The organism is Streptomyces sp. NPDC048483, from assembly GCF_040651455.1.
Classification (GTDB): Bacteria; Actinomycetota; Actinomycetes; order Streptomycetales; family Streptomycetaceae; genus Streptomyces.
In genome coordinates this window covers 1-19,906 of record NZ_JBEZJZ010000017.1, presented here as the reverse complement: position 1 = coordinate 19,906, position 19,906 = coordinate 1, and the positions used below count along the sequence as shown (strand labels likewise).

Genomic DNA, 19,906 nt, shown 5'->3' with positions numbered 1-19,906 from the left:
GGGAGGGCGGAGCTGTGATCACCTTTGTCCTGGGCTTTCTCGCCGAGCTCGCCAAGGAGTTCGGCAGCTGGCTCGACCGGATACTGCCCGCCCCCGGGCTGCGCCGGCCGCTGCGGTCCTGGCGCCGACGACGCCCGTTCTGGGCGGGGGTGTGGGCAGTGGCCGGCGGCCTCGAGATGATCGTCCTGCCGCTTGCGCCGCTGCCGCTGATGCTCAAGGTCGGCATCGGCGCGATGTCCGCGATCGGCGTCGGCCTGGTTCTCATCGCCGGCGGTCTGTTCTTCGTCTTTGCGCCCGCGCAGCGGATGTTCGTCTCGGTCGTCACCGCCATCGCCTCGCTCGTCTCGCTGGCCACCACCAATCTCGGCGGCTTCGGGATCGGCTGCGGGCTGGGGCTGCTCGGCTCGTCGATGGCCTTCGGCTGGCTGCCGCATCGGCCCGCCGCGGCCGGCCCGGAGGCGGTGACCGCCCACCCAAAAGCGCGTGAGGGCCGGACCGTCCAACACACCGAACGACCACCGCAACCACAACGCAAACAGCAACCGACAACGGCTCCTGCCCCGGCCCGCCCCGACGCGGGGCGCCCGCGGCTGCCGCGCACGTCCGCCCTCGCCCTGACGCTGCCGGTCGCGCTGGCGGCCGGGCTGGTCACGGCCGCCCCCTCGGCGGCCGCCCGTCCCACCGACGATCCCCGGGACGCCGCCGCCCGGGTCTCCCTCCCCTGCCTGACCGGCGTGGACACCGGCGGCGCCGACAACCCCGACCCGCTCCGACCGCCCCCCTCCCGGGACGGCCGCCCCACCAGGACCGCGAAGCCGGGTGAGGTCGGCGCCCCCGACGACCTCACCGCCCTCAAGCCCCCGCTGGTCCTCGGCGACCAGCCGGGCCCCGGCCGCGCGACCTACCCCGTCAGCCCGTACTACCCCACCGTCAAGGCCACCCGCCTGGCAGCCACCGACGCGATCATCCACGGCGCGACGTATCTGCCCACCGTGGGCGGCGGCCGGATCAAGGTCCTGTGGGTGCATGCCGCGCGGATTGTCGCCGACAACTACCACTTCGAGGTGAAGGGGCCGGGCTCTGCTTCCGAAGGTTCCACAACGAGCAGAGGCGGAGCGAAGCGGAGCGGAACCACCCACATCCTGGATGTCCAGCTCGACATCCGGAACGTCGACGTCTACGCCACCTACCTCAAGGGCTCGATCGAGATCCCCGGACTGAAGGTCAACACCCCGCAGATCTGCGTCGGCGCGGACATCGTGCCGGCCAATCTGCCCATCGCCGTCCGGCTTCCCGAACTGACCATGGAACCGGTCACCGCGGGCCAGGTCCTCGTCGACGCCGCCGAGGTGCGCTACACGGTCCTCGGCAGCCGCCCCAAGGGCTAGCCCCCCTCACGGCCACACATCCCACGTCCCCCGTCCCAGGAGGTACCCGCCCATGGGCCGCTACAGCCGGCTGCGCGAGATCCGCCGGATGGACCCCGAGCGCGACTACGAGCAGATCTTCCGCTGGATCACCCAGTACGAGTTCCCGTGGGACTACGCACAGGGCGTCTCCCTCGCCTTCCTGCGCGACTACGGCGTCCCCCGTATCTCCCAACTCCTTGACCGCACCCAGGAGTTCGAACGCGCCGGACAGAAGCGCTACGACGACACCGTGCTCTTCGGCTACGAGATGGCCGCCGAGGGCTTCGACTCCGAGCGGGGCCGCGCCGCCGCCCGGCACCTCAACCGCATCCACGGCAAGTACAAGATCGCCAACGAGGATTACCGCTTCGTCCTGGCCACCACCGTCGTCGGCCCCCGGCGCTGGATCGACCGCTTCGGCTGGCGGCCGCTGTGCTCCAACGAATGCCAGGCCCTCGCGTTGGTCGGCCACAAAATGGCCGCGATGATGGGCATCGAGGACGCGCCGCGCACCATGACCGGGTACGAGAAGCTGCTCGATGACTACGAGGCCGAGCAGTTCGCCTACGACCCGGCCAATCACCGGGTGGCCAACGCCACCTTCCGCATCATGTCCGCTTGGTACCCGGCCGCACTCCGCCCCGCCATCGCCCGCTTCTCCCTCGCCCTGCTCGACGAGCCGCTGCTGCGCGCCCTGGGATTCCCCCAACAACCGCCCTGGATACGGACATTGACAACGCGTGCCCTGCGGGCCCGCGCCACTTTCGTACGGCTCACCCCTGCCCGCCCCGCGTCCCGTCCCGGCCTCGCCGCGCCCCGCTCGTACCCCTTCGGCTACACCCTCGACGACCTCGGGCCCGCCTGGGCCCAGCACCGTCCGCTCCGGCCGCTCCGGCCGCTCCCCCGCGAGGACGCGTCTTGACGACCCGGTTCACCTCCCGCTCCCCCGTCACCGGCGAACCCGTCGGCGAGCATCCGGTACACGGCCCCGAGGAGGTGCGCGCCGCCGTCGACCGTGCCGGTACGGCGGCCGGCCACTGGGCGGCGTGCGGCTGGGCGGGCCGCCGGGCGCGGCTGCTGGCCTGGAAGCGGTCGCTGGCCCGGCGGACGGACGCGTTCGCCTCGCTGATCTCCGCCGAGACCGGCAAGCCGGTGCATGACGCGCGGGCCGAGGTCCTGCTGACCCTCGTCCACCTGGACTGGGCGGCCCGCAACGCCCGCCGCGTACTGGGCCGCCGGCGCGTCCCGGCCGGTCTCCTCTCCGTCCACCAGCGCGCGCTGCTCGCCTACCGCCCGCTGGGCGTCATCGGCGTGATCGGCCCGTGGAACTACCCCCTCTACACCCCCATGGGCTCCATCGGCTACGCGCTGGCGGCGGGCAACGCGGTGGTCTTCAAGCCTTCCGAACTCACGCCTGGTGTGGGCGAGTTGCTGGCGCAGAGCCTTGCCGACGCGGTCCCCGACCACGCCGGTCTGCTGCAGACCGTGACCGGGCACGGCCCCACCGGCGAGGCGCTGGCCCGCTCCGGTGTCGACAAGGTCGCCTTCACCGGCTCGCCGGGCACCGCCCGCAAGGTGGCCGCCGTCTGCGCCGATCGGCTCACCCCACTGCTCGCCGAATGCGGTGGTAAGGATGCCGTCCTGGTGGACGCTTCGGCGGATCTGGACGAGGCGGCCGACGCAATCGTCTGGGGTGCAATGGCCAACGCCGGCCAGACCTGCGCCGGCGTGGAACGCGTCTACGCCGTCGCGTCGGTCCACGCCGACCTGTGCACACGCATTGTGCACCGGGTACGGGCGCTGCGCCCCGGCCCGACTGCGGACGCGGCCTACGGCCCGCTCACCCTCCCGGCCCAACTCACCACCGTGGAACGGCATATGAAGGAGGCCCTGGCATCGGGCGCGCACGCCCTGTACGGCGGCCCCGAGTCCCTCCGTCCCCCGTATGTGCACCCCGTCGTCCTGGTGGACGTCCCGGAGGACTCCCCCGTCATGCGCGAGGAGACCTTCGGCCCGCTCGTCACCGTCAACGCCGTCCGCGACCTCGACGAGGCGGTGGCCCGCGCCAACGCCGGCGCCTACGCCCTGGGCGCGGCTGTCTTCACGGCCGGCCGCCGAACCGGCCTGGCCGTCGCCGAACGCCTCGACTGCGGTGCGGTGTCGGTCAATTCGGTCCTCGGCTTCGCGGCGGTCCCCGCCCTCCCCTTCGGCGGCTCGGGCGACTCGGGCTACGGCCGCATCCACGGCGCCGAGGGGCTCCGGTCGTTCGCCGCACCCCGGTCGGTCACCGTGCGGCGCTTCCGGCCGCCGGTCGATCTGACGTCTTTCGCGGGGCCGCGACGTCGCGCGGAGCGGGCGATCGAGCTGGGCCGGCGGCTGCACGCCCGTATCTAGCAGGGCCCAAGCGGTGCTGGCCCGCAGCCCCACCCGCTCCCTCAGCGATCCAGCAACGGCATCAAGTACCTGCGCGCAAACTGCCGCGCCTGCTCATCGTCATCCAGCGCAAAGCAGCTCACCGGATTGAGCAGAAAGGACACCGTGATCCGCACCATCAGCTCGGCCACCGCCGTCGGATCGCTCTCCCCCCGCCCCTCCGCCCGCCGCGCCCGCCGCAGATGCCCGGCCAGATACCCCCGCATGGCAAGAAAGGACGGCCCGCTCTCCAGCGTCAGATACGGAAGCATCGTCTCCGGCTCCAGCCGCATCAGCCCCCCGATCAGCGGATGCCCCCGGATCAGCCGGAGGATGGCGGCAAACCCCTCCACCATCCGCTCCTCCATCGTGGGCAGCTCCGCGACCGCCGCATCCACCTCGGCCACGAACAGCCGGTACTCCCGCAGCAGCACCTGCTGCACCAGCTCGTCCTTGTTCCCCACCCGCCGGTACACCGTGACCCGCGAAACCTTCGCCCGCTTCGCCACATCGTCGACGGTGGACCGCCGCAGCCCGAACGTCATGAACTGTTCCCGGGCCGCATCGAGAATCTTCTCGGTCAGCGCATCCGCGGCGGGCGCACTCGCCATCGCCCGCGCGAGCAGCGACCCGTCATCCACGGCGTCCGCTCCGGCACTTGGCACCGCACCCGTGCTCCGCACGCCCATCGTCCCACCCCGTCCTCACGGTCCTCGTAACAAAGACACTAACTGAATAACTTTGTCACTACGCCCTGTCCAGGAGGCATTCCATGACCACGCCGCTCACCCCGGAACAGCGGGACTTCGTCACCGCGCTGCGCGCCTTCGCCCACCGCGAGTGCGGCACCCGCGCCCAGCGCGATGCCCTGACCGCCGAGGCCGGCGGCCCGCACAGCCCGTCCCTCTACGCACGGCTGGCGGCCCTGGGCTGGCTCGGTGTATGCCTTCCCGAAGAGTACGGCGGCTCCGGTGGCGGCATGACCGATGCCTGCCTCTTCCTGGAGGAATGCGCCCATGGAATCGTCCCGGCCGGCGGCTTCATCACCTCGGTGATCACCGCGAAGACGTACGAGAAATTCGGCAGCCCGGCCCAGAAGAAGGCCGCGATCGGCGGCGCCGTCGCCGGGCAGGTGCTGTCCATCGCCATGTCCGAACCGGGCGCGGGGTCGGACGTCGCCGCACTGCGCTGCCGCGCCGAACGCACCCAGGACGGCGGCTGGCTGATCAACGGCCACAAGACCTGGATCTCCAACGCCCATCTCGCCGAGCACATCCTCCTGGTGGCCAGGACGAGCACCGCAGGCGGCAAGCACGAGGGGCTGACGATGTTCCATCTGCCGGCCGCCACTCCCGGCGTGGAGATCCGCGGCATCGACACCATGGGCGGCCGCGAGGTCAACGATGTCTTCCTCACGGACGCCCGGCTGCCCGCCGACGCGGTGGTCGGACGCGCCGACCACGCCTGGACCCAGCTGATGGCAGGCCTGAACGCCGAACGCCTCTTTCTCGCCGCCCACATGCTCGGCCTGTCCCGCCGGATTCTCGACGACACCCTCGCCTACGTCCGCGAGCGCGAGCAATTCGGCCGCCCGGTCGGCTCGTTCCAGGCACTGCGCCACCGTCTCGCCGACCTGGCCACCGAGATCGAGTGCGCCGGCCTGCTCGTTCGCGACGTGGCGGCCCGCTGCGACGCCGAACCGGAGCGGCTCTTCCCGCGCGAGGCTTCCATGGCCAAGCTCAAGGCCACCGAGACCGCCAAACACGCCGCCCTGGAGGGCATGCAGATGATGGGCGGCTACGGCTATGCGACGGAGTACGACATGGAACGCCACCTCCGCACCGCCGTGGTCTCCACCGTCTACGGCGGCACCAGCGAGATCCAGCGCGACATCATCGGCAGGAGCTACGGGCTGTAGCGGGGGCCTTCATGGCCCGTAGCGGGCACGTCTCCTCGCCTCCATCTCCTTCCCCCCAGGTGGTTACCTAGAAGTAACCCCACCTGATTGGATGAGCGTCGCCGGATCACGCCCCCACCCCACAGGGAGTTCCCGTGTCGCACGCAGCGCTGCGCACCGCCCGGGCCGCCGCAACAGCCGTAGCCCTGGCCGCCGTCACCGTCACCGCCGCGGCCCCCACGGCCTCGGCCGCCGACACCCCCCATCTGAAGGTGCTCACCTACAACGCCTTCCTCATGAGCAAGAACCTCTATCCCAACTGGGGTCAGGACCACCGCGCGCAGGCGATTCCGGACGCGGACTTCTTCCAGGGCAACGACGTCGTCGTCCTCCAGGAAGCCTTCGACAACTCCTCCTCCGACGCCCTGAAGTCCCACGCCGCGGCGCAGTACCCGCACCAGACCCCGGTGGTCGGCCGCAGCAAGGACGGCTGGGACGCCACCGGCGGCGCCTATTCCGCCGCCACGCCCGAGGACGGCGGGGTGACGCTGCTGAGCAAGTGGCCGGTCGTGCGCAAGGAGCAGTACATCTTCCAGGACGCCTGTGGTTCGGACTCCTACTCCAACAAGGGCTTCGTCTATGCGGTGCTGGACGTGAACGGCACCAAGGTGCATGTGGTCGGCACCCATACCCAGTCCACCGACTCGGGCTGCAAGGCGGGCGAGGCGGCCGCCGACCGCGCCAAGCAGCTCAAGGAGATCGACGCCTTCCTGGACGCCAAGAAGATCCCGGCGGACGAGGAGGTCATGGTCGCCGGCGACCTCAACATCGACTCCCACGGCGACGAGTACAACGCCCTGCTCGCCAACGCCGACCTCGCCCCGGCCGACGGCCGCACCGGCCACCCGTACTCCTTCGACACTCAGGAGAACTCCATCGCGAAGGACCGCTACCCGGACGACCCCCGCGAGGACCTGGACTATGTCCTCTACCGCAACGGCCACGCCCGGCCCGCCGGATGGCACAACGAGGTGGTCAAGGAGGAGTCGGCGCCCTGGACGGTCTCCAGCTGGGGCAAGGACTACACCTACACCAATCTCTCGGACCATTACCCGGTCATCGGCGGCTAGTTGTACTGACCGGGCACGTTGATCAATCGTGAGAACGGCGGCAGGCTCCCGCATGCCGTATGGGGTCTGTGGTGGTTGTAGTAGTGCAACCAGCTTTCCAACTCACTTCGGCGTTCGGCCTCGGAGGCGTAGCAGCGGGCGTAGGCCCAGCCGTCTGCCATGGTGCGGTGGAAGCGTTCGACCTTCCCGTTGGTCTGCGGACGGTAAGGGCGGGTGTACTTCGGCGTGATCGAGAGGGCGTCGCACGTGTCGCGCCACAGATAGGAGCGATAGGCGCCTCCATTGTCCGAGAGCACCCTCGCGATGACGACGCCGCGCTCGGCGAACCACTCCGCCGCGCGATGCAGTACGCCGACTGCGGTCACGGCAGTTTCGTCATCGTGGACCTCGGTGAAGGCGACGCGGGAGTGGTCGTCGATGACCGTGTGCACGAACGCATAACCGAGCTTCGGGCTGCCGTAGGCATTGCGGGACTTGCCCGGTGTCGCGACACGGTGCTTCTCGCCTTGACGACGACCGACGTAGCGCCAGCCGCCGCCATCGGGGATGTTGCCGAGCTTTTTCACGTCCACGTGAACCAGCGATCCCGGGTGGTCGTGCTCGTAGCGTCGGATGGGTTCACCGGTCGCGCGATCAACGTAGGCGAGGCGGTTCAGTCGGGCCGATCGCAGGATCCGGTGCACTGTCGACGGGGCGATGCCGAGTCTCGCGGCGAGCTGGACCGGTCCTTCTCGTAGACGTTGGCGTAGGCTGACGCACCGCTTCGTCACGGCCTTGGGAGCCCTGTTTGGAGACCTTCGCGGCCGTGAGGTTCGGTCCTGCATGGACTCGCCTGCAAGGTAGCGGTCGACCCAGCGCTTTACGGTCGGCCAGGAGACCTGGAACCGGGCCGCGACTTCGCTGATTGGCCAGCCGTCGTCGACGACGAGTCGAGCGACTTTCAGACGGTGGCGCGGGGTGAGGACGGCGTTCGGATGGGACATTTCTGCGCTCCTGGACAGGCTGAAGGGCCGGCCATCGTGTGTGGCCGACCCTTCGACAACTTGAGGTGTGGAGAGGGGACGTACAGCTCAGTCGACCGGGGAGACCCGGATGAGGTTTCCATCGGGGTCAGTGATCACGAACGTGCGGCCGAAGACAGCGTCGTGCGGCTCCTCGACGACATGGACCCCCTTCGAGACCCAACTCGTGAAGACCTCGTCAACTGCGGACGATGGTCCCGGCATCATCAGTCCGACTTCGCTCGTGCGAGGAGTGCTCGGGACAGCGTGCTCGCTGTATCCCGTCCACAGCGCGAACAGGACGCCGGGGGCAACCTCGAAGGCCACGTAGTGGGGACTGGTGAAGGTCGGTTCGAGCTCGAACAGGTCGCTGTAGAAGGCGGAAGCGGCCTGGGCGTCGCGAACGCCGATCAGGAACAGGTTCGGTGCGGCCATGGAGCGCTCCTCAACTAGTTGATTTCTTGGTACTGCTCCAGCGGATCGTCTGATCGCGACAGAACCTGTCACCTTTTCTGCGAACATTGGCGAGCATGAAGGCTTCGCGGCTCTTGCACCTACTGCTGCTCCTGCAGACCCGTCAGCGCATCACCACCAGCGAGCTCGCCAAGCGGCTGGAGGTGTCTCGGCGGACTGTGCTGCGGGATGTGGAGGCACTCTCAACTGCGGGTGTGCCTGTTTATGCAGAACGGGGGCGGAACGGCGGGATCATCTTGCTCCCCGGTGCGCGGCTCAACGCATCCCACCTGGACCCACCAGAGCTGGAGGCGCTCTCCGTGGCTGGCTTGGACAGCGCGCAGCTTGAGGGCATGGGCCTGTCTGGGGTGTGGGAATCGGCCGCGCGCAAGATCGCTGCCCGCCAGGCTGGATCACCTGAGCCACCGAACTTGCTGCGATTGGCGGACCTGGTGCTGGTGGAAAGCACCTCGTGGTTCGCTGGCTCAGAGGCGGCGATCGACGTAGCGGATCTGGCTACGGCACTGCGGCACCGCCGTCGGCTGCGCATCCGGTACCGGCGCAGCGCCGAGAGTCGGGCCTCGACGCGAGTGGTCGACCCGTACGGGATCGTGGCGAAGTCAGGCCGCTGGTATCTCATCGCCGACGACCAGGGGGACGGTCGGCTGTTCGCTCTGGAACGACTCTCGGCCTACGAACAGCTCAACGCGCCGGCTGTTCTTCGACCTGGTGAGACCCTTCACACCAGGTGGGCCGCGTTGAAGGCACGCACCGAGGCGCAAGGCCGCGTGAGCGTGACCATCCGCCTGCCAGAAACTGGCATCGACCTGGCGCGGCGCATACTCGGCAACCGCATCCACGAAGTTTCCGACCCAGAAGATGGTTGTTGCACCGTCGTCGTGCGCTATCCCAACATCGAGTCAGTGCGCCAGCTCCTCCAATTCGGTGACCATATCGAGGTGCTCGCCCCAGAGAGGGCCCGCGAACGCATCAGTCAGCTCGCCAGAGACCTGCTTGAACGCCACTCGGCCCCCACCTCGTAACTGCTGATCGGAGCGCCGTGCTTTCAATCAACGTCTCCGGTCAGTACAGCAGTTGACCTTGCGGCCCGCACCGGGCCGGGCGGCAGCCGTTCGCTGTCCGGCAGCGCGTCGAGTTTCTTCTGCGGCTCGGCGCGCTGTCCGGTGAACCTGTCCCGCCGGCTCCACGCCGAAGCGTCTCAGCGCTTGAGATAGGCCAGAACGGCCAGCACCCTGCGGTTGTCGTCCGCCGATGGGTTGATCCGCAGCTTGGTGAAAATGCTCGCGGTGTGCTTGGCGACAGCACTCTCGCTGATGTGCAGGCCGCCGGCGATGGCGGCGTTGGACCTGCCCTCCGCCATCAGCTCGAGGACGTCCCGCTCGCGCTGTGTCAGGGCGCCGATCGTGCCACGGGCGTCGCTGCGCAACAGCAGTTTGGAGATGACCTGAGGGTCCATCACTGTGCCTCCGGCCGCCACGCGGCGGACCGCGTCGATGAACTGCTCGGTGTGGGTGACCCGGTCCTTGAGCAGATACCCGACGGCGCCCTCGCCCCCGGCCAGCAGCTCGTTCGCGTACAGCTGGTCGACGTACTGGGAGAGGATGAGGACGGGCAGTCCGGGCCGCCGGCGACGGGCCTCGAGTGCGGCCTGCAGGCCCTCGTCGGTGAAGGTCGGCGGCAGCCGCACATCGACCACGGCGACATCCGGTGCCGTGTCCCCCTCCTCGAGGAGCGCGCGCAGCAGCGACGGACCGTTGTCCACCGCGACGACCTCGCAGCCGTGTTCCTGGAGTGTGCGTATCAGCCCGTCTCTCAGGAGGAAGAGGTCTTCGGCGAGGACAACGCGCATGGAATCTCCATCGTCACGGTGGTCGGCCCGCCCTGCGGACTGTGCAGGTCGAGGGTGCCGTCGAAGGTATCCAACCGCTGTCGCACGCCGGCCAGTCCGGTGCCCCGTGAGGGGTCGGCGCCGCCGTGACCGTCGTCGGTGACGGTTGCGCGCAACAGGCCGTTCTCGTAGGCCAGGGCGACGCCGACCTCGCGGGCCCCGGAGTGCTTCGCCGCGTTCGCCAGCGCCTCGCTCACCGCGAAGTAGGCGGCGGATTCGACCGGCGCCGGGAGCCGGCCCGGCAGCCGGGTCTCGACGTGGACGTCGAGGAAGCTGTCGAGCGCCAGCGACCGGACGGCGTCGCCCAGGCCCCGGTCGGCGAGGACCGGCGGGTGGATGCCGTGCACCAGGTCGCGCAGGTCCTGCAAGGCCCCCTCGGATGTTCGACGGACATCCAGCAGGAGCTCGCGCGCGGCCGCCGGGTCCGTCTCCATCAGGCAGGTGGCACGGTCCAGTGTCATCCCCAGGGCGACCAGCCGGGCCTGCGCCCCGTCGTGCAGATTCCGCTCGATGCGCCGCAGTTCGGCGGCCTGCGCGTCCAGGGCCCTGGTACGGGTGTCGGTGAGCCGCTCGACCCGCCGGGCGAGCCGGCTGCTGCGCGGCGCGGAAAGCAGCGGCCGGCTCACCCGGGTGTGCAGCCGGAGCGTGGCGGGGGCGGCCAGCAGCCCGACGGCCATGAAAGCGAGGCCCAGCACCAGCGCGGCGCACATGGTCGCGGTGCTGTGCACGGGGACGAACGCATACCAGTTGCCGTCGTCGATGAGCCGCCAGATGAACGGCTGCACCAGCGCGCCGAACGCCCCGTACTCGACCAGGGCGAGGGGAACGGCGACGAGGAGCCCGCCGGCCACCGGCTCCAGCCAGGCCCACGCCAGGTCGCGCCAGAACCCCTCATCGGCGATGATCGCGCCCGACCTCTTGCGGGCGTTGAGGGCACCGTCCACGCGCAGGGGCTCCGGTGGACCGATACGGACGCCCGTCCAGCGGTCGGCGCGTGAACGGGAACGATCGGACAGTACGCGCAGAGCCCGCGCGGCGGACGGCAGCAGCCGGAAGCCCACGCCCACGGGCACCAGCAGCAGGGCGAGAACCACCAACGAGCCCACCGCTGACACCGCGAGGGCATGCAGGCTCGCCAACTGGCACCGGCCGAGGGCAACACAGGCGCGGGAGGCGACCGCACGTGGCTTATCGAACATCGTCCATGATCGGGGGGATCCTAGCCGGTGCCGAACCCGCCGTCCGCGGCCTGCCGACGCTCGTCCACGTCCACACTCCTGCCGCTGCCAGACACGAGGCGCCGAACAGCACCATGGGGAGCACCGCGCCGGACTCCTCATCCATGAACAGCAGCATGCCGAGGTTGATCAGAGCGTGAAAGCCCGCTGCGAGCGGCAGTCTGGAAGCCCGCACCCCGTCAAGGGCGCACCCCATCACGACCGACATGGACACCGCCGCCATCACGAACGCCCCCGCGTACACCGGGTGTTGCGCGAAAACCTGGACGTGCCAGACGCCCCACGCCGCGCCCACCGCGACCGATGCCGCGAGAGGGCCGAAGCGGGTGCGCACCAGCGGCTGCAGGAAACAGCGCCACCCGATCTCCTCGCCGCACGCGCCGATCAGCTGCGCCACGGCGATCACCACGAACGGGGCACCCGGCCGCGTAGGGCGCGCGTCCCCGGTGAGCGCCGCGTACGCCCCTGCGCTCAGCGCGATGATCAGAGGCGCCGTGACGAGCAGGAGCATCCCCTGTCCGCTGCGGCCCGGCACGGGGCCGGCGAGCAGTTCCCGTACCCGCCCCGGCCACAGCAGCGCGGCAGCTCCCACCCCGAGTGCGGGTCCGAACTGTGTCAGCTGGATGACCTCACCGGGTATCCGGGTCGCGGGCTGGAGCGCGCCCAGCGCTCCGGCCGCCAGAAAGGCAACGGCGAGGAACAGGGCCATCGCCCTGATGTCGACGGGTTTCTTTCGCATGGCATCGACGATGCCGCCCGGCGGGCCCGCAGCCATTGCGTCTGGATACCGGGCTGGGGTGTACCCAGATACACCCCTGGCCACTTTCGGTGACGGTCGTCCGATCACCGTCCGGTGCCCGGCGGCCGAGCCAGGGGCACCGCGTCCGGCGGGTGCTCAGTGCTCGTAGACCGTCACCGGTATGCCCTGCCGGGTGAGGCGCTCGGATATCAGCGGCTCCACCCGGGACCACTTGCCGCCCGCCAGCCCGCAGCCGATCCGCGGCATATGGACCGACGCCCCCAGCTCCCGGGCCTTGGCCGCCACCCGGACGAGGCCCGCGTCGATGGCCTCGTACCGCACCGGGACGCCCTTGCTGCCGGTCCGGATCCCCCGCTGGCCGACGAGATTGGCCACCCACAGGCGCTCTCCGACCTGGATGAACTGGGCCGCGCCGAGCCCGAAGTCGTTCCGCGCGCGCTCGCGGTGCCACTTCCGGTAGGCGGCCTCCGGCTCCGGCCAGCGGCGGGAGAGGGCCAGGACGAACCCCTTGCCCCAGCCGCCGAGGTCGTTGCAGACGTGCGTGATGATCTTGACGCCCTTGCCCTGCGGCGCGGTGGCGTCCCCCTTCACGTACGAGATCCCCGTGTTCTCAGTCATGCACCCACGGTAAGGGCGACCACTGACAATCGGCCGGCGAGGCCGGGGCCACCAAGCGCAAGGGCGGTCGCGGACGCCTCTCGGCCTCCGCGACCGCCCCGGAACTCCGCAGGCGTCCGCTGGTGTGCGGCTACTTCTGCAGTTCGCGCTCCTTGGCGATCCGCGCCACCTTGCCGCGTACCGCGTACCAGCCGACGACCAGCGCGGCGGCGATGACCGGGATCAGCAACACGGTCTGCCGGCCGACACCGTCGTCGAACCACATCAGCACGATGACGCCGAGCAGGAAGACGATGGTGACGATATCGGTGATCGGCGTGCCGGGGAGCCGGAACTTCGGTCGCTCGACGAGCCCCTCACGGGAGCGGCGCACGAACACCATGTGGCAGAGCATGATCGTGACCCAGGTACTGATGACACCCAGCGCCGCAATATTGATCACAATCTCGAACGCCTGGCCCGGCAGGAAGTAGTTGAGCCCGACGCCGAGCACACACACCGCGGAGGTGAGCATGATGCCGCCGTAGGGCACCTGGTTGCGGTTCATCAGGCCAACAAACTTCGGCGCCGAACCGGCCATCGACATCGAGCGCAGAATCCGGCCGGTCGAGTAGAGGCCGGAGTTCAGGCTGGACATGGCCGCGGTCATCACGACGAGGTTCATGACATCGCCCGCGTACGGCACACCGACGTTGGACAGCACGGTCACGAAGGGGCTCTCGTCGCCGGTGAACTTGTTCCACGGCAGCAGCATCGCGAGCAGCACGACCGAACCGACGTAGAAGATGCCGACCCGCCACATGATGGAGTTGACGGCCTTCGGTACGACCTTCGCCGGCTCGCTGGTCTCGCCCGCGGTGACGCCGACCAGCTCGACGGCGGAGTAGGCGAAGACCACACCCTGGAGCACGATCACGACGGGGAGCAGGCCGGTCGGGAAGAGACCGCCGTGGTCCGTGATCAGTTGGAGCCCCGGTGTGTGTCCGTCGACCGGGTGCTGGGAGGCCAGCAGGAAGATGCCGATGAACATGAAGGCGACCAGCGCGGCGACCTTGATGATCGCGAACCAGAACTCCAGCTCACCGAAGATCTTCACCGAGATCAGGTTCACCGACAGGACGACGGCCAGCGCGATCAGGGCCATCACCCATTGCGGGACGCTGGTGAACAGGCTCCAGTAGTGCGTGTAGAGCGCGATGGCCGTGATGTCGGCGATACCGGTCGTGGACCAGTTCACGACATACATCCAGCCGGCGACGTAGGCGCCCTTCTCGCCCAGGAATTCGCGGGCGTAGGAGACGAAGGAGCCGGAGGACGGCCGGTGCAGGACCAGCTCGCCGAGGGCCCGGACGACGAAGAAGGCGAAGAGGCCGCAGACCGCGTAGGCGACGGCCAGCCCGGGACCGGCGGAGTGGAGACGGCCACCGGCGCCGAGGAACAGGCCGGTGCCGATCGCTCCGCCGATGGCGATCATGTTGATGTGGCGGCCCTTGAGGGCCTTGCTGTAGCCCGCGTCGCCCGCATCCTGCTGCGCGCCGCTCCCCCCGTCAGATGACCTGTGGGCTGTCTCGGTGACGGTTTCAGTGCTCACTGCTCGTGAATCTCGCTTTCAGGCAGGCATTGCGCCGGGACCGGGCTCCGCGGATCGCGCGAAGTCGGCCGACGGCACACCTTCCACGAAGACCGCTCCCCCGTCTGTGGGCGAGGTCACATGGCGTAAAAACCTTGTAGGAAGTGACGGTATTTTTCCTCGATTACCCGCCGGCGGAGCTTCAGCGAGGGGGTCAATTCGCCACTTTCCGGACTCCACTCCTCGCTCAGTAGCCGAAACCTCTTGATCTGCTCGGTGCGATTCAGCCGCGCATTGGCGGCCGCAACGGCCCGCTCGACCTCTTCCCGGACGGCCGGATGCCCCGCCAGTTCGTGCAGCGTCCCCTCGATGCCCCGCTGCGCCGCCCAGGCGGGCGCCAGCTCCGTATCCAGCACCAGCAGCGCGACCAGATACGAGCGGCCGTCGCCGTACGCCAGCGCCTGCCCGATGAGCGGATGCTCCTTGAGGGTGTTCTCGACCAGCGCGGGCGAGACGTTCTTGCCCGTGGACGTCACGATCATTTCCTTCTTGCGATCGGTCAGCCAAAGGAAGCCGTCCTCGTCCAGCCGGCCGATGTCCCCGGTGGCGAACCAGCCGTCGGCGTCGGTCGCCGACTCCACGGATCCGTCCGCCCGCAGATAGCCGTCGCATACGGTGCGCCCGCGGACCTCGATCTCTCCGTCCGCTGCCGTGCGCACCTCGAGGCCGCCAATCGGGCGGCCGACCGAGCCCAGCCGAAAGGCGCCAGGACTGTTCGTCGTGGACACGCCCACGGTCTCGGTCAGCCCCCAGGCGTCCATGATCACCACGCCCAGACCGGCCCAGAAACGGACCACGTCCGGCGGCATCGGGGCGGATGCGCTCGCGGTCCACACCAGCCGGTCGAAGCCGGCCAGCGCCAGCAGCGGATCCAGAACCTCGGCCTTGACCTGCGCATACGCGTCCGCCAGCGCCTCGGAGGGCCGCTCGCCGCGCTCTTGGCAGGCCACATATGCGCGCGCCGTCTCCCCCGCCGCCTCGATGGCCGCCCGCCGCTCCTCCGGGAGCAGCGCGAGCGCCGCCCGTACGACCGCCGCCAGCTTCTCCCAGACCCTCGGTACGCCGAAGAACTGCGCCGGATGCAGTGCGCGCGCCGTCGCGGCGACCGCCGCCGGATCCGCGCAGAGGTAGACGTGCGAGGCACGGAAGACCGGCAGATAGATGCCCAGCATCCGCTCGGCGATATGCGCGAAGGGGAGATAGCAGAGGTGCTCGACATGATCGGGCAGCTCGACGGCGCCATCCAGGGCCGTCGCGTTGAGCAGCACATTGCGGTGACTGACCACGACGCCCTTGGGGTCGCCGGTGGTGCCGGAGGTGTAGACGACGGTGAGGGTGTCGGCCGCGTCCGCCTCCCGCCACACCGCCTCGAACTCCTCGGGGTCGTGCAGCTCGGCACCTCTGGCGGCCAGCGCGGCATAGGTCTCGTACGGGCTCTTCTCGCCGACGCCGACGCCGACACCGACCTCGATGCCAGGGCCGCCGACGCCGATGCTGTCCGGCTCGACGATCACCAGCTGTTCGAGCCGGGCGGCCTCATCGTCGAGCAGCGGCTCCCAGCGCCCGAGCTCGCGCACGCCCTCCAGGACGGCGAAGCGCGCCCCGCTGTGCCGGACGATATGCGCTGTCTGTCCGGGTGCGGCGGTGCCGTACACCGTTACCGGGACTGCGCCGAGGTGCACCAGGGCGAGGTCGGTGAGCCAGTGTTCGGGGCGGTTGCTCATCATGATGAGGACGATCTCCCCACGCCGTACGCCGAGCGCGCGGTACCCGGCGGCCAGCTCCGCGACCCGGCGGCGGACCTCGGCCCAGCTCAGCGTGTGCCAGCCGCCGGGCCCGTCGTCAGTACGCCAGGAGAGCGCGGGCAGCTCCCCGTGGTCCTCGGCGTTGCGCAACAGCAGGGCGGGGAGGGTGAGTTCGCCCGGTTCGCCGGGCATGCGCAGGATCGTGGTCAAGGCGGCCTCCTGGGGAGTGGGAGCCTGCTCTGCGGTCCGAACGGGGTCTGGCTGCCGTGCTTGCGCCCCCGCAAAGGGGGATGGACGGGTTCAGAAGGTTTCACAAGAGTGGTGAGACAGCAATACTGTTGAACATGATGGAGTCCGCCACCGACCTCACGGTCGACGAACTGGCCGCCCGCGCCGGCGTCACGGTCCGCACGATCCGCTTCTACAGCACCCGCGGGCTGCTGCCGCCGCCCGACATCGGCCCGCGCCGGGTCGGCCGCTACGGACCGGACCATCTCTCGCGGCTCGCGCTGATCGAGGAACTCCAGCATCAGGGCCTGACGTTGTCCGCGATCGAGCGCTATCTGGCGCAGCTGCCGCCCGATCTGAGCGCCCAGGATCTGGCCATCCACCGGGCGCTGGTGGCGAGCTGGGTGCCGGACAAGGCGGAGGACGCGACCCGGGAACAGCTGGAGCGGCGGGTCGGCCGGGCGCTGACCGAGGAGGACCTGGACCGGCTGGCCGCGATGAGTGTGCTCGTACGGACCGATGACCCGCGGGTCTTCCAGGTCGATCCGGGCCTGCTGCATCTGGGCACGCGGCTGCTCGACGTACCGATCGCGCTGGAGACGATCCTGGCGGCGCGCACCGTCGTCATCGAGCACACCCGCTCGGCGGCGCGCGAGCTGAGCCGGCTCTTCAAGGACGAGGTATGGGAGCCGTACCGGGACGGCGGGCCGGACGCGGCGGACATGGCGCGGATGAAGTCGCTGTCCGCCCATATGCAGCCGATGGTGGTGCAGGCACTGGTCACCGCCTTCCAGCGGTCGATGAAGCAGGAACTGCGGGAGTGGTTCGGCAAGAACGAGAGGGATGAGAGGGATGAGAGGGGCGAGAGGGGCGAGAAGGACGGGGAGAAGGGTGAGAACGGGGTGCGCGGCCAGGGCGAGGGGTGAGGGCGGGCCGCCGGGGCCCGCCCCCACGTCGGTCAGTCGCTGAACTTCTCGCCCTTCTCGGCCTTCTCGACCAGCAGCGGGGACGGCGCGAAGCGCTCGCCGTAGGCCGCCGCCAGCTCGCGGGCGCGCGCCACGAAGCCGGGCAGACCGATGTGTTCCTCCCGCCCTGGCCCGCCCTGGTATCCGTTGATGTACTGGATCACGCCGCCGGTCCAGCCGGGGAACCCGATGCCGAAGATGGAGCCGATGTTGGCGTCGGCGACCGAGGTCAGCACGCCTTCCTCGAAGCAGCGGACGGTGTCCAGCGCTTCGGAGAACAGCATCCGCTCCTGCATGTCGACGAACGGAATGGCGGCGCCCTCCTTGGCGAAGTGGTCGCGCAGCCCCGGCCACAGGCCGGCCCGCTTACCGTCCTCGCCGTACTCGTAGAAGCCCGCGCCGCCGCTGCGGCCGGGCCGCTCGAACTCGTCCACCATGCGGTCGATGACGGCGTCCGCCGGGTGCGGCCGCCAGGTGCCGCCGGCCTCCTCGACCGCCCGCCTGGTCTCGTTACGGATCTTGCGCGGCAGGGTGAGCGTCAGCTCGTCCATCAGGGACAGCACCTTGGCCGGGTAGCCGGCTTGGGCGGCGGCCTGTTCGACGGAGACCGGGTCGAGGCCCTCGCCGATCATCGCGACGCCTTCGTTGATGAAGTGGCCGATGACGCGCGAGGTGAAGAAGCCGCGCGAGTCATTGACGACGATCGGGGTCTTCTTGATCTGGCGGACGAGGTCAAAGGCGCGGGCCAGCGCCTCGTCGCCGGTCCGCTCACCCTTGATGATCTCCACCAGCGGCATCTTGTCGACGGGCGAGAAGAAGTGCAGCCCGATGAAGTCACGGTCGCGCTCGACGCCCTCGGACAGCAGCGTGATGGGCAGGGTGGAGGTGTTGGAGCACAGCAGCGCGTCGGGGGCGACGATGTGCTGGATCTCCTTGAACACCTTGTGCTTGAGGGCGACGTCCTCGAAGACGGCCTCGATGACGGCGTCACACCCCGCGAGGTCCTGCGGGTCGGCGGTGGGTGTGATGCGCGCCAGCAGCTCGTCGCGCTGGGCCTCGGTCGTACGGCCCCGCGACAGCGCCTTGGCCAGCAGGCCCTCGGAGTACGCCTTGCCCTTCTCGGCCGCATCGAGGGTGACGTCCTTGAGGACGACCTGCATTCCGGCCCTGGCGCAGGAGTACGCGATGCCCGCGCCCATCATGCCGGCGCCGAGGACGGCGACCTTCTCGACCTTGCGGGGCGCGATGTCCTTGGGCCGGTTGGCGCCGGAGTTGACGGCCTGGAGGTCGAAGAAGAAGGCCTGGATCATGTTCTTGGAGATCTGGCCGGTGACCAGCTCGACGAAGTAGCGCGCCTCGATGGTCTGGGCGGTCTCGAAGTCGACCTGGGAACCCTCGACGGCGGCCGCGAGGATATTGCGCGGCGCGGGGTAGGGGGCGCCGTTGACCTGCTTCTTGAGGTTCGCGGGGAACGCCGGGAGGTTGGCCGCGAACTTCGGGTGGGCGGGGGTACCGCCGGGGATCTTGTAACCCTTGACGTCCCAGGGCTGCTGGGACTCGGGGTGCTCGTCGACGAAGGCGCGGGCCTTGGCGAGCAGTTCCTCGGAGGTGGCCGCGACCTCGTGGATCAGCCCGTTGTCCTTGGCCCGGGTGGCGTTGTACTGGGTGCCCTGGAGCAGCACCTTCAGCAGCGCGTCGGTGATGCCGAGGAGGCGGACCGTGCGGGTGACGCCGCCGCCCGCGGGGAGCAGGCCGAGGGTGACCTCGGGCAGGCCGATCTTGGTGCCGGGGGTGTCGAGGGCGACGCGGTGGTGGCAGGCCAGCGCAATCTCGTAACCGCCGCCCAGCGCCGCGCCGTTGATGGCGGCGACGACGGGCTTGCCGAGGGTCTCGATCCGGCGCAGGTCGCGCTTGATGCCGTTGCCCGCCTCGAAGGCCTGCTGGGCCTGGGCGGGGGTGACGGCGATCAGGTCGCGCAGGTCACCGCCGGCGAAGAAGGTCTTCTTGGCGGAGGTGAAGATGATGCCGCGGATGCTGTCCTTCTCGGCCTCCAGGCGGTCGGCGACCGCGGTGAGGGAGGCCTTGAAGGCGTTGTTCATGGTGTTGGCGGACTGGTCCGGGTCGTCCAGGACCAGGGTGACGATGCCGGTCTCGTCCTGTTCCCAGCGGATGGTCGACACAGCAGCGGATTCACTCATGGGTGCGTACTCCGTAGTGGGGTGGGACGAGGGTCAGAGGCGCTCGATGACGGTGGCGATGCCCATGCCGCCGCCGACGCAGAGGGTGGCCAGGCCGTAGCGCTTGTCCTGCCGCTCCAGCTCGTCGATGAGGGTGCCGAGGATCATTGCGCCGGTGGCGCCGAGGGGGTGGCCCAGGGCGATGGCGCCGCCGTTGACATTGACCTTGTCCAGGCTCAGGCCCATGTCCTTGACGAAGCGCAGCACGACCGCGGCGAAGGCCTCGTTGATCTCGACGAGGTCGATGTCGTCGATGGTCAGTCCGGCCTTGGCG

The 19,906-nt window shown here is 69.6% G+C and carries 17 protein-coding genes and 1 pseudogene; 7 read left to right on the top strand and 11 right to left on the bottom strand.

The annotated features are described in order from the left end of the window. Positions 1 to 14: 14 nt before the first annotated feature. The 3 genes from AB0D04_RS11915 to AB0D04_RS11905 are packed head-to-tail and all read left to right on the top strand — an operon-like array spanning position 15 to position 3,803. Complete coding sequence (locus AB0D04_RS11915; protein WP_362702035.1) at positions 15 to 1,388, top strand: DUF6114 domain-containing protein; 1,374 nt, start codon at positions 15 to 17, stop codon at positions 1,386 to 1,388. Between the two features lie 52 nt (positions 1,389 to 1,440). Next, complete coding sequence (locus AB0D04_RS11910; RefSeq protein ID WP_362702033.1) at positions 1,441 to 2,331, top strand: oxygenase MpaB family protein; 891 nt, start codon at positions 1,441 to 1,443, stop codon at positions 2,329 to 2,331. Further along, positions 2,328 to 3,803, top strand: coding sequence for an aldehyde dehydrogenase family protein (locus tag AB0D04_RS11905; protein WP_362702032.1), 1,476 nt, complete (start codon positions 2,328 to 2,330; stop codon positions 3,801 to 3,803). Before AB0D04_RS11910 ends, AB0D04_RS11905 begins: the two co-directional genes overlap by 4 nt. Before the next feature lie 41 nt (positions 3,804 to 3,844). On the opposite strand, the gene AB0D04_RS11900 is transcribed toward AB0D04_RS11905, so the two are convergent. Beyond that, positions 3,845 to 4,432 carry a helix-turn-helix domain-containing protein gene (locus tag AB0D04_RS11900; protein WP_362702160.1) on the bottom strand — a complete coding sequence of 196 codons (588 nt, stop codon included), beginning with the start codon at positions 4,430 to 4,432 and terminating at the stop codon, positions 3,845 to 3,847. Positions 4,433 to 4,593: 161 nt separating this feature from the next. Here AB0D04_RS11900 and AB0D04_RS11895 point away from each other — a divergent pair, with 161 nt between their 5' ends. Continuing rightward, a complete protein-coding gene (locus AB0D04_RS11895) occupies positions 4,594 to 5,739 on the top strand; it encodes an acyl-CoA dehydrogenase family protein (RefSeq protein WP_362702031.1) in 1,146 nt (381 codons plus the stop codon). 134 nt (positions 5,740 to 5,873) lie between these two features. Beyond that, positions 5,874 to 6,848: a sphingomyelin phosphodiesterase gene (gene sph / locus AB0D04_RS11890; RefSeq protein WP_362702029.1), complete on the top strand. Its 975-nt coding sequence runs from the start codon at positions 5,874 to 5,876 to the stop codon at positions 6,846 to 6,848. Here sph and AB0D04_RS11885 read toward each other — a convergent pair. After that, positions 6,845 to 7,831: an IS481 family transposase gene (locus AB0D04_RS11885; RefSeq protein ID WP_362702027.1), complete on the bottom strand. Its 987-nt coding sequence runs from the start codon at positions 7,829 to 7,831 to the stop codon at positions 6,845 to 6,847. The two genes, sph and AB0D04_RS11885, sit on opposite strands and share 4 nt — an antisense overlap. Before the next feature lie 87 nt (positions 7,832 to 7,918). Continuing rightward, positions 7,919 to 8,284, bottom strand: coding sequence for a VOC family protein (locus AB0D04_RS11880; RefSeq protein WP_362702026.1), 366 nt, complete (start codon positions 8,282 to 8,284; stop codon positions 7,919 to 7,921). Positions 8,285 to 8,379: 95 nt separating this feature from the next. Here AB0D04_RS11880 and AB0D04_RS11875 point away from each other — a divergent pair, with 95 nt between their 5' ends. Beyond that, entirely contained in the window at positions 8,380 to 9,345 is a 966-nt protein-coding gene (locus AB0D04_RS11875; RefSeq protein ID WP_147244139.1) for a WYL domain-containing protein, read from the top strand. Between the two features lie 176 nt (positions 9,346 to 9,521). Here AB0D04_RS11875 and AB0D04_RS11870 read toward each other — a convergent pair whose 3' ends face one another. From AB0D04_RS11870 to AB0D04_RS11845, 6 genes are all read right to left on the bottom strand, one after another. Beyond that, the gene (locus AB0D04_RS11870) at positions 9,522 to 10,172 is read right to left on the bottom strand and encodes a response regulator transcription factor (RefSeq protein WP_362702024.1); all 651 of its coding nucleotides are present in this window, start codon (positions 10,170 to 10,172) and stop codon (positions 9,522 to 9,524) included. After that, positions 10,136 to 11,410, bottom strand: coding sequence for a sensor domain-containing protein (locus AB0D04_RS11865; RefSeq protein WP_362702023.1), 1,275 nt, complete (start codon positions 11,408 to 11,410; stop codon positions 10,136 to 10,138). Before AB0D04_RS11865 ends, AB0D04_RS11870 begins: the two co-directional genes overlap by 37 nt. Beyond that, the gene (locus tag AB0D04_RS11860; protein WP_362702022.1) at positions 11,400 to 12,188 is read right to left on the bottom strand and encodes a CPBP family intramembrane glutamic endopeptidase; all 789 of its coding nucleotides are present in this window, start codon (positions 12,186 to 12,188) and stop codon (positions 11,400 to 11,402) included. Before AB0D04_RS11860 ends, AB0D04_RS11865 begins: the two co-directional genes overlap by 11 nt. A gap of 156 nt (positions 12,189 to 12,344) precedes the next feature. After that, the gene (locus AB0D04_RS11855) at positions 12,345 to 12,827 is read right to left on the bottom strand and encodes a macro domain-containing protein (RefSeq protein WP_362702021.1); all 483 of its coding nucleotides are present in this window, start codon (positions 12,825 to 12,827) and stop codon (positions 12,345 to 12,347) included. A gap of 130 nt (positions 12,828 to 12,957) precedes the next feature. After that, positions 12,958 to 14,418 (bottom strand): amino acid permease, encoded by a 1,461-nt coding sequence (locus AB0D04_RS11850; RefSeq protein WP_362702019.1) that lies wholly within the window; start codon positions 14,416 to 14,418, stop codon positions 12,958 to 12,960. 116 nt (positions 14,419 to 14,534) lie between these two features. Next, on the bottom strand, positions 14,535 to 16,412 hold the full coding sequence (locus AB0D04_RS11845; protein ID WP_362702017.1) for an AMP-dependent synthetase/ligase: 1,878 nt from the start codon (positions 16,410 to 16,412) through the stop codon (positions 14,535 to 14,537). A gap of 134 nt (positions 16,413 to 16,546) precedes the next feature. Between AB0D04_RS11845 and AB0D04_RS11840 the strand changes: the two genes are divergently transcribed. Next, complete coding sequence (locus tag AB0D04_RS11840; protein WP_362702015.1) at positions 16,547 to 17,356, top strand: MerR family transcriptional regulator; 810 nt, start codon at positions 16,547 to 16,549, stop codon at positions 17,354 to 17,356. 32 nt (positions 17,357 to 17,388) lie between these two features. Here AB0D04_RS11840 and AB0D04_RS11835 read toward each other — a convergent pair whose 3' ends face one another. Both AB0D04_RS11835 and AB0D04_RS11830 read right to left on the bottom strand, forming a co-directional pair. Continuing rightward, on the bottom strand, positions 17,389 to 19,593 hold the full coding sequence (locus tag AB0D04_RS11835) for a 3-hydroxyacyl-CoA dehydrogenase NAD-binding domain-containing protein (protein ID WP_362702014.1): 2,205 nt from the start codon (positions 19,591 to 19,593) through the stop codon (positions 17,389 to 17,391). Between the two features lie 33 nt (positions 19,594 to 19,626). Then, a pseudogene (locus AB0D04_RS11830) lies at positions 19,627 to 19,906 on the bottom strand (acetyl-CoA C-acyltransferase); the annotation flags it as partial.